General features: G+C 47.4%; 12 protein-coding genes. 11 read left to right on the top strand and 1 reads right to left on the bottom strand.

What is annotated here, in order from left to right; genetic code table 11:
• Positions 1–8 precede the first annotated feature (8 nt).
• The 3 genes from NSS94_RS18230 to mgrA all read left to right on the top strand — a co-directional run bounded on the left by NSS94_RS18230 (position 9) and on the right by mgrA (position 2,599).
• Positions 9–779 carry an HAD family hydrolase gene (locus tag NSS94_RS18230; protein ID WP_039272874.1) on the top strand — a complete coding sequence of 257 codons (771 nt, stop codon included), beginning with the start codon at positions 9–11 and terminating at the stop codon, positions 777–779.
• A complete protein-coding gene (locus NSS94_RS18225) occupies positions 776–1,516 on the top strand; it encodes an NAD-dependent protein deacylase (protein WP_341039861.1) in 741 nt (246 codons plus the stop codon). The genes NSS94_RS18230 and NSS94_RS18225 overlap by 4 nt, the downstream gene beginning before the upstream one ends.
• A gap of 84 nt (positions 1,517–1,600) precedes the next feature.
• On the top strand, positions 1,601–2,599 hold the full coding sequence (mgrA, locus tag NSS94_RS18220) for an L-glyceraldehyde 3-phosphate reductase (RefSeq protein WP_340956533.1): 999 nt from the start codon (positions 1,601–1,603) through the stop codon (positions 2,597–2,599).
• Positions 2,600–2,725: 126 nt separating this feature from the next.
• Here the strand turns inward: mgrA and NSS94_RS18215 are convergent, their stop codons facing one another.
• Positions 2,726–3,592 carry an AraC family transcriptional regulator gene (locus NSS94_RS18215; protein WP_341039859.1) on the bottom strand — a complete coding sequence of 289 codons (867 nt, stop codon included), beginning with the start codon at positions 3,590–3,592 and terminating at the stop codon, positions 2,726–2,728.
• A 219-nt stretch (positions 3,593–3,811) separates the two neighbouring features.
• On the opposite strand from NSS94_RS18215, the gene NSS94_RS18210 reads away from it, so the two are divergent.
• The 8 genes from NSS94_RS18210 (at position 3,812) to ptsG (ending at position 14,616) form a co-directional block, all read left to right on the top strand.
• Positions 3,812–4,990, top strand: a complete 1,179-nt coding sequence (locus NSS94_RS18210) for a galactokinase (RefSeq protein WP_029515710.1) — start codon at positions 3,812–3,814, stop codon at positions 4,988–4,990.
• A 1-nt stretch (position 4,991) separates the two neighbouring features.
• Positions 4,992–5,981 (top strand): UDP-glucose 4-epimerase GalE, encoded by a 990-nt coding sequence (gene galE, locus NSS94_RS18205; RefSeq protein WP_341039856.1) that lies wholly within the window; start codon positions 4,992–4,994, stop codon positions 5,979–5,981.
• Between the two features lie 17 nt (positions 5,982–5,998).
• Positions 5,999–7,642, top strand: coding sequence for a UDP-glucose--hexose-1-phosphate uridylyltransferase (locus tag NSS94_RS18200; RefSeq protein ID WP_029515708.1), 1,644 nt, complete (start codon positions 5,999–6,001; stop codon positions 7,640–7,642).
• Between the two features lie 184 nt (positions 7,643–7,826).
• Positions 7,827–8,990, top strand: coding sequence for an iron-containing alcohol dehydrogenase (locus NSS94_RS18195; protein WP_069012479.1), 1,164 nt, complete (start codon positions 7,827–7,829; stop codon positions 8,988–8,990).
• A 174-nt stretch (positions 8,991–9,164) separates the two neighbouring features.
• The gene (locus NSS94_RS18190; RefSeq protein ID WP_341039854.1) at positions 9,165–9,683 is read left to right on the top strand and encodes a protease; all 519 of its coding nucleotides are present in this window, start codon (positions 9,165–9,167) and stop codon (positions 9,681–9,683) included.
• Positions 9,684–9,731: 48 nt separating this feature from the next.
• Entirely contained in the window at positions 9,732–11,267 is a 1,536-nt protein-coding gene (locus NSS94_RS18185; protein ID WP_134904679.1) for a flotillin family protein, read from the top strand.
• 189 nt (positions 11,268–11,456) lie between these two features.
• Complete coding sequence (glcT, locus tag NSS94_RS18180) at positions 11,457–12,332, top strand: glucose PTS transporter transcription antiterminator GlcT (RefSeq protein WP_029515704.1); 876 nt, start codon at positions 11,457–11,459, stop codon at positions 12,330–12,332.
• A gap of 238 nt (positions 12,333–12,570) precedes the next feature.
• On the top strand, positions 12,571–14,616 hold the full coding sequence (ptsG, locus tag NSS94_RS18175; protein WP_029515703.1) for a glucose-specific PTS transporter subunit IIBC: 2,046 nt from the start codon (positions 12,571–12,573) through the stop codon (positions 14,614–14,616).
• Positions 14,617–14,673 lie beyond the last annotated feature (57 nt).

Genomic DNA, 14,673 nt, shown 5'->3' with positions numbered 1-14,673 from the left:
TATGCTGCATGTCTGAGCTGATCGTGCAGGGGGAGCGGTACCCATGCCGTGGTATTTTATTGGATAAAGATGGAACGTTGCTGGATTTTATTCAGTTGTGGGGCCCCTGGGCTCGTTCTATACTGGATATGATGGAGCAGCATCTTGCCGTGGCGGGTGCCGGTTTTACGGTGGAAAAAGGTACCGTTCTAGGTACTGTTCACGATCAGGAGGGGCGTGTGATCGGTTACGATCCTTCTGGCCCGCTGGCCATGGGGACGGTGGACGAAAGTACAGGGGTACTGGCTTGGCAGCTTTATACTGCTGGTGTACCGTGGAATGAGGCTGTGCGGCTTGTCCGCGACTTTAATAAAACGGCGATGGCTGATATTCGGCGACATCGGGCAGCGAAGGTGTTTCCAGGATTGCGGACGTTGCTTGAGCAAAGCCGCCATGCCGGGTTGAAGCTGGCAGTTGTGACCTCTGACAGTACCGAGGCTGCACAGGAGCATTTGGAGTGGATGGGGCTGACATCTTATTTTGACGAGATTATCGGACATGATAGGGTTACATACGGTAAGCCTGACCCGGAAATGGCTGAAAAAGCCTGCGCGTTACTAGGACTGTCGCCGGCGGACGTGGTAGTCATCGGAGACAGCAATGGGGATATGCAGATGGGCAAACGTGCCGGAGTGCGGCTCGCTATTGGATTTGCGCCAGAAGCAGAACGTTCTGGTCATTTACTGGATGCGGATAAGGTTGTTCGTGGATATGAAGAACTGGAGGTGCGTAGAGTATGAAAGTTAATACGTTGGCGGAATGGATACAGCAATCGCAGAATGTTGTTTTTTTCGGCGGAGCAGGCACATCGACGGAAAGCGGTATTCCGGATTTTCGTTCGGCAGCAGGCCTGTATCAAAGTGAGGAGAAATTGCCTTATTCCCCTGAGGTTATGCTGAGCCGTTCATTTTTTGTGAAGCATCCTGAGGTGTTCTTCGACTTCTATCGCAGCAAAATGCTGCATCCCGATGCGGAGCCGAACGGTTGTCATCATTTCCTCGCGTCATTGGAAAAACAAGGCCGTCTAAAAGCGGTTGTGACCCAAAATATTGACGGTTTACATCAGGCTGCAGGTAGTGTGAATGTACTAGAACTTCATGGCTCGGTGCATCGCAACCACTGTATGGAATGTGGACGCTTTTACAGTCTAGATGAAGTGATGAACAGCTCTGAGGTTGTACCCAAATGTCCGATAGATGGAGGAATTATCAAACCGGATGTCGTTTTATATGAGGAGGAGCTGAATCAGGATACCCTTATTCAATCCGTTCAGGCTATTTCGCAGGCTGATCTGCTGTTAATTGGAGGAACGTCGCTGACAGTACATCCTGCTGCGGGCTTGATTACTTATTTTCGTGGTAAACATACGGTGCTGTTGAATACAGATCCGACCTCGTATGATCATAAGGCGGATCTTTTAATCACTGATCCAATCGGTAAAGTTATGGAAAAACTTGCTTATCAATTAGGTTTGTAATCGTTTTCTTGTCAACGCCTGGATAAAAGCGCTATGATGATGTTGTGATGGACATTACAATGTTTCGAGAGAGGCTGGGATAGCATGGTTTATTTAGCTGGCGAAGATCGTTATGAAAGTATGAAATATAACCGTACAGGGAGATCAGGTCTAAAACTGCCCGCTATTTCGCTGGGCTTGTGGCACAATTTTGGCGGGATTAACAACGCGGAGAATGGCCGTAGCATGATTACCCGCTCCTTTGATCTGGGAATTACGCATTTTGATTTAGCTAATAACTATGGCCCTCCTGCGGGATCAGCTGAGGAATTTTTTGGACAAGTTTTAGCCAGTGATATGAAACCGTACCGGGATGAGTTGGTCATCTCCACCAAAGCGGGCTACAATATGTGGGCAGGGCCTTATGGAGACTGGGGATCTCGCAAGTATATGATATCTAGTCTGGATCAGAGCCTGAAGCGGATGGGGCTGGACTATGTCGATATATTCTACTCTCACCGATTTGATCCTGATACGCCGCTGGAAGAAACGATGGGAGCACTGGATCATATCGTACGTTCTGGCAAAGCGTTGTATGTGGGTGTGTCCAATTATAGTGCGGAGCAAACAGCGGAAGCAGCTCGCATTCTGAAGGAACTGGGAACACCGCTTCTGATTCATCAGCCGAAATACTCCTTGCTTGACCGCTGGATTGAGAATGGATTACAAGATGTACTGGACGAAAACGGGGTAGGCAGCATTGCCTTTTGCCCGCTGGCGCAGGGATTGCTGACCAATAAATATTTGAACGGAATTCCTGAGGATTCACGTGCAGCGAGTACATCGGTTTTCCTGAATGAGAACCATGTGACGCCAGAGACACTTCGCAAGGTACGCGCCCTGAATCAGATGGCTGCTGCACGCGGGCAAAGTTTGGCTCAATTCTCGCTGGCCTGGGCTCTGCGCGGCGAACGTCTGACCTCTGTCTTGATTGGGGCAAGCCGTGTAAGCCAAATTGAAGAAAATGTTGCTACCTTATCCAATCTGGACTTTACTCAGGAGGAACTGGATCGGATTGATTCGATTCTGAATGCCGGGAACTGACAGGACGGCGGCACAGCCTAATGGCGAAAGTTAATTTGTAGTCATCGGCCTAATTTCGTGTTCTCTTATACAATATAAATTAACAGCCCGTATCCGTTTGAAGGATGCGGGCTGTTTAAGTCTGTTTTACGACTGTGGATACTGCTTAACCTTGCTTCGGTACTCGGTTGGAGACTGACCACAGAAGCGCTTGAATTGACGTGAGAAATATAAGGCATCAGTTAGTCCGACCGAAGCGGCCACTTGCTCTACCGATAGTTCAGGACGCTCACGCAGCAGTTGACGTGATTTGTCAATTCTTAGCTTAAGCAGATAGGTGACGGGGGAGATGCCCGTTTCCTTTTTGAATATCCGGGACAAATACGCACGGTTATAACCAAGTCCTTCAGACATTTGCTCAATGGAAACGGGATGTGCGTACTGAGTGGACATATATTGCACCATCTGCTTGACTGTACGTTGAATTTGCGAATCCGCCCCGGACGGATCAGTCCAGTCGCTCAGGTAATTGCCTGCTTCCCCCATAATCAGATACAAATAGCCCAAGGCTGATAAATGAGAACTAGATTTTCTGCTATAAAAGGCCAATTGCATTTGCTTCAAATAACCGGGGATGGGACTTTGACCGGAAGCATGGAAGACAGGCTGGTGAACACGCAACCCTGCCTCCTGCACCACCTGCTCAGTATGGTGTCCAGTAAACGCAGACCAACGATAACGCCACGGTTCCTCTTCATCAGAGGTATAGCTCACCAGCTGACCAGGATGGATAAGGAAAAAATCGTTTTCTTCAAGCTGATATGTGTGCTGTTCCGTTCGGAAGATGCCTTTGCCCGATTCTACAAAGTGAAGCAGATAGTAATCATAGATTTTCGGCCCTACGGCATGACCGGATTTGGTTTGGCTCTCTCCTGCAAAAAGCACATGCAGTGGGCTATTTTCATAAAACACTGGATTAGAGGCGACAGCATAACTATATGAATGCGCTTGCAAAATAGGGTCATCCTTCCTGCATTTGTGAATAGTTTAGCGTATGCGGTATACTTACATTGTACATATCCAAGTCACATTTATCCATAGCTTAAACACATGGATGCATTACATTGTGTGACGCTTTCATTTATACTGAAATCATAAGAGATGTCAACCTGATTAAGATGTTACAGGGAAATCAGGTGGCCTTTACTAACGGTATACGAGGTGGATGCGGATATGAACTCTACTGAATTAAAGAAACATTTTATTAAAAAATATGGTGAAAGCAGCAATGAACTGCGGATATTTCATGCACCTGGACGTGTCAATCTGATTGGAGAGCATATCGACTATAATGGTGGTTATGTACTCCCGGCTGCGCTGGAATTTGGAACGACGCTGATCCTTCGTGCGCGTAATGATGATGAGATTCATTTTGCTTCGACAAACCTGTCGTATGAAGTATCTATCTCCCGCGGAGAAATAGGTAAAAACAAAACGGATGAGTGGGTGGACTATCCGGTGGGCGTGTTGGTAGAGCTAGCTGATAAGGGAGTTTATCCGTCTAAGGGATATGACCTGCTCTATCACGGAGAAATACCGAACGGTGCTGGATTATCCTCTTCAGCCTCCATTGAGGTTGTTACAGGATACGCGTTCCTCACTATTGAAAAACAGAAAACAGATACGGTCGAAATCGCTTTGTTGTCCCAGCGAGCAGAAAACAATTACGTTGGTGTCAATTGCGGCATTATGGACCAGTTCGCTGTAGCGAACGGAGCAGCTGATCATGCAATTCTACTGATGTGCGATACGTTGGATTACCGCAAAGTTCCATTCCGTACGGGAGATTATAAGTTGGTGATCGGCAATACAAATAAGCGTCGCGGTTTGGTGGACTCGGCCTATAACGAGCGTCGTAGCCAATGTGCCGAAGCACTGTCCATTTTGCAGCAGCAGGAGCCGTCACTGGAATACCTCGCTCAGCTGGATGAGACGCGTTTCGGAGAACTTCAGCACCACATCACGGACGAAACAGTGCGTCGGCGGGCACAGCATGTGGTGGAGGAAAACGCTCGTGTATTGGCCTCTGTCGATGCTCTCGCGGCGAATGAACTTGCAGCTTTTGGTCAGTTAATGAATGCTTCTCATGATTCATTACGCGATTTGTATGAGGTCAGCTGCACGGAGCTGGACGTCATGGTTGAAGAAGCCCGACGCATTCCTGGCACGTTGGGTGCTCGTATGACGGGAGCTGGATTTGGAGGGTGTACGGTTTCGTTGGTTCATGAGGACGATGTTGAACGTTTTGTGAAGGAAGTCGGCGAAGCTTATCAGACCCGCACAGGGCTGGAAGCCAGCTTTTATGTATGCAAGGCAGGAGACGGAGTTAAAGAACTGAAGGAGGACGAATAACATGGCCATTTTAGTAACAGGTGGAGCTGGATATATCGGTTCACATACCGTAGCAGAATTGTTGAATCTGGGAGAAGAAGTTGTGGTGCTGGATAATTTGCAAACAGGGCACAAAGCAGCGTTGCTTGGGGGCAAGTTGTATGAAGGGGATTTGAGGGATAAAGAATTACTGTCCAAACTGTTCTCTGAAAATAGTATCGATGCAGTTATCCATTTTGCAGCCAACTCGCTGGTTGGAGAAAGTATGCAAAATCCTGGTAAATATTACGACAACAATGTATTTGGCACGCTGAGCTTGTTGGAGGCGATGAAAGATGCCGGAGTGCGCCGAATTGTATTTTCCTCTACTGCGGCTACCTACGGCGAACCGGAAAAGGTGCCGATTGAAGAGGGTGACCGTACAGAGCCAACCAACGTGTATGGTGAAACAAAGCTGATGATGGAGCGCATGATGTCGTGGTTTGATAAAGTTTTAGGCATCAAATATGTGTCTTTACGGTATTTTAATGCGGCTGGTGCGCATGAGAGCGGCAAGATCGGCGAAGATCACCGACCAGAAAGTCATCTGATCCCATTGGTGCTCCAGACAGCCTTGAAACAGCGTCCACACATCGCTGTGTTTGGTGAGGACTATGCGACACTTGACGGCACATGTGTTCGGGATTACATTCACGTAAGTGATCTGGCGGATGCTCATGTGCGTGCAGTAAATTATTTGCGCGAAGGCAATGACAGCAACGTGTTCAATCTGGGCAACGGACAGGGCTTCTCTGTGAAAGAAGTAATTGAGACAGCACGCAAGGTCACCGGGCTCGAGATTCCAGTTGTGACAGAACCTCGCCGCGCAGGCGATCCAGCGATATTGGTTGCATCTTCTGACAAGGCTCGTTCGGTGTTGGGCTGGAGTCCAGCGCGTACCCAACTGGAGGATATTATTAGCGGAGCATGGGGATGGCATCAGTCGCACCCTCACGGCTACGGCGACGAATAGACGGGAGACGATGACATATGAGCGAGCGCCAATCTGCAGATAAAGGCCAAGGCCGGGAACATTCCCGGCATCTGGCCCATGACATCGACGAAACTGTACAGCAGTCGGCTCTATATGCGGTGGAGCAACTGGTTGCATTCGCACAAAATAAGGGCTTGGTCGGTCCGCAAGACACAGATTACAGCCGTAATTTGTTATTGGATCAGTTTGGTTTTTCCGAGCCTTATTCAGGTAGGGATGTAGGGGGCATTATGGCCCCTGAAGCCCTCCAGCCTGTGCTTAATGTATTGATAGATTATGGTTTTGCCATAGGCCTTATCCCCGAAAACACAGATACGTATCGTGATTTGCTGGATTCCAAAATTATGGGACTACTGATGGCGAGACCATCTGAAGTCATCCGTGACTTTCATCAAACGGAGGCTGAACGTGGCATAGAGGCGGCGACTGATGCTTTTTATCAATTATCTATCGATTCGAACTACATCCGAATGGATCGGGTTGCCAGCAATGTGTACTGGAATCAGTCGACATCTTACGGAGATATGGAAATTACGATTAATTTGTCCAAGCCAGAAAAAAGTCCCAAGGAAATTGCGATGGCGAAGCTTTTGCCGCCGCCTGTTTATCCCAAGTGTCAATTATGCCGTGAAAACGTTGGATATGCAGGAAGAGTAAATCATCCGTCCCGTCAAAATTTGCGTATCATTCCGGTGGAATTGAATGGGGAACCGTGGTTTTTTCAATATTCACCCTATGTGTATTACAACGAGCATTGCATCGTGTTCCATCATAATCATGTACCGATGAAGCTCACGAAGGATACACTGCGCCGATTACTGGCCTTTACGAAAGCGTTTCCGCATTATTTTATTGGCTCCAATGCGGATCTGCCGATTGTCGGCGGATCGATTCTGACCCATGATCATTTTCAGGGTGGTCGTCATACATTTCCAATTGAAAAAGCGGGTGTGGACGGCGTATACCATAATGAAGCGTTCCCGCAGGTTACAGCAGGGATTGTAAATTGGCCGATGTCGGTCATCCGTTTTACGTCAACAGATGCCGAGGCGCTGTTGGAAGCGGGAAATGCTGCTTTTGAAGCCTGGAAAGCTTATAGTGATCCTGTAGCTGATGTCCTCTCTCATACAGAGCAAGAAGGGGAAACGATTCCGCATAATACTGTGACGCCGATTGTGCGCCGTGATTCCGAAGGCAGGTATCAGATGGATCTCGTACTGCGCAACAACCGAACGAGTGAAGAGTACCCGGAAGGTATTTTTCATCCTCACCGCGAGATGCATCACATCAAGAAGGAAAATATCGGTCTGATCGAAGTTATGGGACTTGCCATATTACCGGGGCGGCTCAAGGATGAACTGGATGGAATTGCAGATATTTTGTGTGGGGATGACAAACTGGCTGTGGCTGTACAGCAAGAAGGACATCCGCTGTTTAAGCATGCAGACTGGATTTACCAGTTAAACACTCGGTTCGGTCGTTTGCCTGACAAGGAGACGGCTGTTCGTACCATACAAAATGAGGTTGGACTGAAATTCAGTGAAATTTTAGAGCATGCAGGAGTATATAAACGGAATCCGTCCGGACAGCAGGCCTTTGGTCGTTTTATGAAACAATTGGGATATACTTTGGGAGAATAAAATTGCTTGCGAAGCACATACTATACTACGAGAACCCTCCCAAGATATGACATGGAACCATGCTCCTCAAGGAGTGTGGTTTTTTTCTGAAAACAAAGCAGATTTGTTTCCTGTAACCGAAAAGGTTATAATAGAGTAGTTTCTTAATATTAAACTTTAGAACTATTGGAGGCGAGCGTTTGCGATGAAAGCATTCGAATTTTATAATCCTACACAATTGATCTTCGGTAAAGGACAATTGGAGGCTCTCAAGCGTGAAGTTCCTAAATATGGTAAACGTGTATTGCTTGTATATGGCGGCGGCAGCATTAAGCGCAGCGGCTTGTATGATAATGTAATAGGTTTGCTTGGTGAAATCGGTGCAGAGGTAACGGAACTGGCTGGTGTGGAACCGAATCCTCGCTTATCTACAGTACATAAAGGCGTGGAATTGTGTAAAACACATCAAATCGACCTCGTTCTGGCTGTAGGAGGCGGTAGTGTGCTGGATTGTTCCAAAGCCATTGCTGTTGGTGCAAAATATGATGGCGACATGTGGGATTTTGCAGAGCGTAAAGCGGCACCACAGGCAGCATTGCCATTAGGTACGGTTTTAACTATGGCAGCCACTGGTTCTGAAATGAATGCGGGTTCTGTTATTACAAATGAAAAAACACAGGAAAAATTGGGCTGGGGCAGCGTATTTGCGTTCCCTGCGTTTTCTATTCTTGATCCAGTGAACACATACTCACTGCCGCAAAATCAAACGGTTTACGGAATCGTAGATATGATGTCACACACGCTGGAGCATTATTTCCATCTGGAATCCAATACTCCGGTCCAACTTGGCTGGTGCGAAACGATTTTGCGTACGGTAATGGACGCGGCTCCAGGTCTGGTCAACGATCTGGAAAACTACGAGCTGCGTGAAACAATTATGTATTGTGGTACGATGGCGCTGAACGGCTTCCTGAACATGGGGCTGACAGGTGACTGGGCTACTCACAATATCGAGCATGCGGTGTCTGCTGTTTATGATATTCCACATGGTGGAGGACTGGCTATTCTGTTCCCGAACTGGATGAAACACAATCTGCATGTGAAGCCTGAACGCTTCAAACAACTGGCTGTCAATGTGTTCCATGTAAACCCAGAAGGCAAGAGTGATGAGGAAGTGGCGCTGGAAGGTATTCAGGCGTTGCGTGATTTCTGGAACTCGATTGGTGCACCAAGCCGTCTGGCTGATTACGAGATTGATGCGTCCAAAATCGATGTTATGGCTGATAAAGCTGTGAAATTCGGATCTTTTGGTGGCTTTAACAAGCTCAATCGCGAAGATGTAGTCGAAATTTACAAAGCATCCCTGTAAAACGACATTTGTATCATTTAAAGCACGTTTGTGCGTCATTAGACGTACGAACGTGCTTTTTTGGGTTTGATTTGGGATATTGGAGGAAAATTTTGAAACTTTTTTAGGTTGAATACGTAAACATAGTTATAGACTGGAAACCAGACTGAAAAGGTACATGGAAGGAGGAGTCGCATGGAAACCATATTTTGGTGGCTATTGGCAGGGGGCGCTATCTTTACCGTGGTCAGTGTGCTGATCGGGGATGTACTCGGTAGTTGGCTGGATGGTGCATTGGAGCTGCCGGGCCTTGATTGGTTCAGACCTGTCGTTTTACTTGGAGCCATGACCGCTTTTGGCGGAGCTGGAGTACTGCTGACAAAGTATACCGGGCTGAGCACGGGATGGGTCGTCGTGCTTGCTTTAGGGATTTCGTTTGTCATCGGAATACTCGTGTTCTTTGCGTTTATCAAACCCATGACGAATTCGGAGGTTTCCAGCGGCTTCTCCATGCGTGAGCTGAATGGCCGGATTGGTGAGGTCACCATTCCTGTTCCTGAGGTTGGTTACGGGGAGGTTATGATCCGCTTGGGTGCAGGCAACACCATACATACAGCATCGAGCTTCGATCACAAACCGCTTGCTGCGGGAACCCGTATCGTCGTGGTTGAGGTCGCAGAGGGCGTCGTCCGCGTAGCGTACCTGGACACCTAGACGGCGCATTCGCTTAACTTGAAGGGAGCGTGATCGGGAGTGTCAAATTTGCAAGATATTGTGCTGGTCCCTGGGATTGTTGTTATCGTTATTGTCATATTAGGGATCGCCTTTTGGGCCCGCTACAAAACGGTAGGGCCGGATGAAGGAATGATTGTGACCGGTTCTTTTCTGGGAAATAAAAATATTTCCGAGGATGACTCTGGACGTAAAATTAAAATTGTACGCGGCGGGGGGGCCTTCATTTGGCCTATTTTCCAGCAGTCCGAATTCATCTCTCTGTTATCCCATAAACTGGACGTAACCACACCGGAAGTGTATACGGAGCAAGGAGTTCCCGTGATTGCGGATGGTGTGGCGATCATCAAGGTCGGCAGTTCTATTGAAGATGTGGCTACAGCAGCCGAACAGTTCATCGGGAAGCCACTGGAGGCTCTTAGGGGAGAGGCTCAGGAAGTGCTGGAAGGGCATTTACGCGCAATCCTCGGCTCGATGACAGTGGAGGAAGTTTATCGTAATCGGGATCGGTTTGCGCAGGAAGTACAGGGCGTGGCTGCTCGTGATCTAAAAAAAATGGGCTTGCAAATTGTTTCATTCACCATCAAAGATGTGCGTGATAAGCACGGATATCTGGATGCGCTTGGTAAGCCGAGAATTGCCGCTGTGAAACGGGATGCTGAGATTGCGGAAGCCGAAGCTGTGCGGGATGCCCGGATTCAGAAGGCGCGTGCGGAACAGGAAGGCCAGAAGGCCGAACTGCTGCGAGATACCAACATTGCCGAGGCAGCCAAAGAGAAAGAACTGAAAGTGGCTTCGTTTAAAAAAGAACAGGATACAGCGAAGGCAGAAGCCGATCAGGCTTATCACATCCAGGAGGCCCGTGCCAAGCAGACTGCCGTCGAGGAGCAGATGAAGGTCGAGCTGGTGCGCAAGGAACGGGAAATTGATCTTCAAACCAAGGAAATACAGGTACGTGAAAAGCAATATGATGCGGAAGTGAAAAAGAAGGCCGAAGCCGATCGGTATGCGGTCGAGCAGGCGGCGGAAGCAGATAAATCGCGTAAAATGCGTGAGGCCGAATCCCTGCAATACTCGATTGAGACCCAGGCTAAAGCGTCAGCTGAACAAAAGCGTCTAAACGGGCAAGCAGAAGCAGATGCAGAACGCGCCAAAGGTACGGCAGACGCAGATGTCATCCGTTTGCGTGGACTTGCAGAAGCGGAGGCCAAGGAAAAACTGGCGGAGGCGTTCCAGAAGTTTGGAGAGGCTGCCGTGCTCGACATTATCGTGAAAATGCTGCCTGATCTGGCTGGACGTATTGCCGAACCAATTGCGTCCATTGATAAACTCACCGTAGTTGATACGGGAAAAGGAGAAGGAGCAGCGCGTGTCAGCAATTATGTCACCGAATTGATGGCTACGGCGCCCGAGATGCTGAAAAGTGTATCTGGTATTGATGTGGAGCAGTTAATCAAGGGGCTGACCACTGGGAAAAAAGGCCTTCATTCCGTGCCGTCCTCCGGTGAAGCGAACAAGCAGCCTCTTCCAGCCTCGGTGGAGGCAGCACTAACAGATAAAGAATAACGATAAGTCTTTGGGAGCTTCTATCCCTAACCAAAAGACCGCTTTTCATCACAGCATTTTCCGGCAATGTGATGAAAAGCGTTTTCTTTTTATTGACCTTTAGCCGAATATTTGGTACTTTAACGTGGATTCCTCTGAGCTTCATGCTATAATTCTTAGGATCAAGGTTCTGATAAAAGAGGTGCGGATGTGAGCAGCCTAAAAGTGGCCAAAGCGCTGAATAACAATGTGATTATAGGAATGCACCCCGAGCATGATGAGGTTGTCGTGATTGGAAAAGGAATCGGTTTCAATCGCAGACCCGGCGATCTTATGCCGTTGGATTCAGTTGAAAAATTATTTATATTAAAAAGCCATGAAGAACAGGAGCAATACAAACGGTTGCTTCCTGAGCTGGATGAAAAGCTCATCGAGGTCATCGGTGAGGTGCTTCATCTTGTTCAGCTTCAAGCAAAGAAGCCTCTAAATGAGCACATTCTGATTGCTTTAACTGACCATATCGCTTTTTCCATCAACCGTCATAAACAGGGAATTACGATTCATAATCCGTTTTTGTATGAGACTAGGGAAATATATCCTCAGGAATACAAGATGGCTGAGCAGGCTGTTGCTTTAATCAGGGATAAGATGAATGTAGATCTGGGAGAAGATGAAATCGGATTCGTGGCCCTGCATATTTATAGCGCCATGACAAACCAGCATATTTCCGAGGTTAGGAAGGATTCTCGTCTGATTGCTGATATGGTTCAGGTTGTCGAGACGACACTGGATTATCGAATTCCTCTCCAATCCCTTGATTATTCTCGACTGCTGACTCATCTGAGGTTTGCGATTGAACGTGTGCGCCGGGGAGAGATTGTGCAGGAAATTTATCGATTGGACAAGCTTTTGAATGAAGAATATCCAGAAATGTATATGCTGTCCTGGAAACTGACGAAGATTATGGAAAAAAGGCTACGTAAACCTGTTTATCCGGCTGAGGTTAGTTATTTGACAATGCATCTGCAGCGGTTGTCCCAACGCAAAGAGCAGGGGGAGCAACAAAAAGTGATAAAACCGGAATAAAAAAGTATTGCCTCGCATTTAGCGGGGTGCTATAATCAATTCTGCAATGAGGAAGACAACAACTGAACATTTAACGTGTTACTGATTCGATCAGGCATGAGTTGTTTTAAGTTATGATTGTTTACAGCCTACTGGGGTAAGCTATATCCCAAGGTTGTTTTCAAACATACTTAAATCGGCTCATGCCTTTTTTGTTGTTTTGCCTCTGTTCTAAATTTCAGAGAAGGATGTGGAAGGTATGTTTAAAAAGCTTTTCGGCGTTTTACAGCGTGTCGGTAAAGCATTAATGCTTCCTGTAGCGATTTTGCCAGCTGCGGGGCTTTTATTGGGTATCGGTAACATGCTGGTCAATCCTGATTTTCTCCAGTACATTCCGGCATTAAATGCGGGCTGGGTTCAATCGGTTGCGACGATCATGATGAATGCCGGACAAATCGTTTTTGATAATCTGGCACTGTTGTTCGCAGTCGGCGTAGCCGTCGGTCTGGCGGGCGGTGAAGGTGTAGCAGGTTTGGCTGCCATCATCGGTTACCTCGTTATGAACATTACTCTGGGTACAGCCGTGGGTGTCACACCTGGTCTGATTGCTCAAAAAATACCGGGTTATGCGAACGTGTTGGGAATTCCAACGCTTCAAACCGGGGTGTTCGGCGGGATAATCATCGGTATACTGGCCGCAGCCATGTACAACCGCTTTTTCAAAATTGAGCTTCCTTCGTATCTGGGCTTTTTCGCGGGTAAGCGTTTCGTTCCAATTGCAACGGCGGTATCCTCACTTATTGTCGGACTAGCACTGGTTCTGATCTGGCCTCCAGTTCAACAAGGACTTAACGCAGTATCTCACTTTATGGTGTATTCCAACCCGACTTTGTCGGCGTTCCTGTTCGGGGTTATCGAACGCGCGCTGATTCCATTTGGTTTGCATCACATTTGGTATTCACCGTTCTGGTTTGAGTTTGGTGAATATGTTAACAAAGCAGGTCAAACCGTTCACGGTGACCAGCAGATCTTCTTCAGCCAGCTTCGCGACGGAGTGGCTTTGACAGCAAGTACGTTCCAAGTGGGTAAATTCCCATTCATGATGTTCGGTTTGCCAGCAGCAGCGCTTGCGATGTACCATGAAGCAAGACCAGAACACAAAAAATATGTAGCAGGTATTATGGGTTCAGCAGCATTGACTTCGTTCTTGACAGGTATTACGGAGCCACTGGAATTTTCCTTCCTGTTCGTAGCTCCACTGCTGTTTGCAGTACACTGTATATTCGCAGGTCTGTCATTTATGACCATGCAAATTTTACATGTCAAAATCGGTATGACCTTCTCAGGCGGATTTATTGACTTCCTGATTTTCGGGATTATTCCAACCCGTACGCCTTGGTGGTATGTAATCATCGTCGGTCTGATTTTGGCAGTTATTTATTACTTCGGATTCCGATTCATCATACGGAAATTCAACTTGAAAACACCAGGGCGTGAAGAAGCCACAGAAAATGTGGATGGCGCAGCAACTGGTAGTAGTGATGAGCTCCCACACAACATTTTGGCAGCTTTCGGCGGTTCATCGAATATCAAGCATCTGGATGCTTGTATCACACGTCTTCGGATCGAGGTTAATGAGAAATCAAACGTTGACAAAGCTCGTCTGAAACAACTTGGCGCATCGGGTGTCCTTGAAGTCGGTAACAATGTACAGGCAATTTTCGGTACACGTTCCGACACCATTAAATCTCAAATGGCTGATATCATGGCTGGACGTACACCTGCACCAGCTCCGGCGCAACCTGCTCCACAAGAGGAGAAGGAAGCTGGAGAAGAACAACAAACCATTATTGTAGAAGATATTGTAATGCCTGTTAACGGCGAATTGGTTGATATCTCGACGGTTCCCGATCCGGTATTTGCAGAACGTATGACAGGTGACGGCTTTGCGGTCGTGCCAAATGATGGAACGATTGTGTCCCCTGTTTACGGCAAAGTATTCAATGTATTCCCGAGCAAGCATGCGGTTGGTATCCAATCCGATGGCGGTAAAGAAGTGCTTGTTCATATCGGGGTGAATACAGTGAAGCTTAAAGGTCAAGGATTTGACGTTTTGGTGAACGAAGGCGATCTTGTGTCAGCTGGCCAGCCTATTATGAAAGTAGACCTGGAATACGTGAAGGCAAACGCTAAATCCATCATCTCACCTGTCATTTTTACTAACCTTCCTGAAGGTTCTTCGGTAACTTTAAACAAAACTGGAGTATTGAAGGCTGGCGAAGATGGTATAATTACGATAAAATAAACTCTATGTGTTTCGGATTAGTTGATTAGGCGGCTTAGGCCGTCTGATCAATTATTC

Source organism: Paenibacillus sp. FSL L8-0644, from assembly GCF_038008165.1.
GTDB lineage: Bacteria > Bacillota > Bacilli > Paenibacillales > Paenibacillaceae > Paenibacillus > Paenibacillus polymyxa_D.
The sequence above is the reverse complement of the archived record's forward strand: the minus strand, read 5'-3'. Positions and strand labels throughout refer to the sequence as shown.

Bases quoted from the DNA above. Each gene is read 5' to 3' on its own strand.
- NSS94_RS18230 (WP_039272874.1), top strand. From the start codon at position 9: ATGTCTGAGCTGATCGTGCAGGGGGAGCGGTACCCATGCCGTGGTATT.
- NSS94_RS18225 (WP_341039861.1), top strand. From the start codon at position 776: ATGAAAGTTAATACGTTGGCGGAATGGATACAGCAATCGCAGAATGTT.
- mgrA (WP_340956533.1), top strand. From the start codon at position 1,601: ATGGTTTATTTAGCTGGCGAAGATCGTTATGAAAGTATGAAATATAAC.
- NSS94_RS18210 (WP_029515710.1), top strand. From the start codon at position 3,812: ATGAACTCTACTGAATTAAAGAAACATTTTATTAAAAAATATGGTGAA.
- galE (WP_341039856.1), top strand. From the start codon at position 4,992: ATGGCCATTTTAGTAACAGGTGGAGCTGGATATATCGGTTCACATACC.
- NSS94_RS18200 (WP_029515708.1), top strand. From the start codon at position 5,999: ATGAGCGAGCGCCAATCTGCAGATAAAGGCCAAGGCCGGGAACATTCC.
- NSS94_RS18195 (WP_069012479.1), top strand. From the start codon at position 7,827: ATGAAAGCATTCGAATTTTATAATCCTACACAATTGATCTTCGGTAAA.
- NSS94_RS18190 (WP_341039854.1), top strand. From the start codon at position 9,165: ATGGAAACCATATTTTGGTGGCTATTGGCAGGGGGCGCTATCTTTACC.
- ptsG (WP_029515703.1), top strand. From the start codon at position 12,571: ATGTTTAAAAAGCTTTTCGGCGTTTTACAGCGTGTCGGTAAAGCATTA.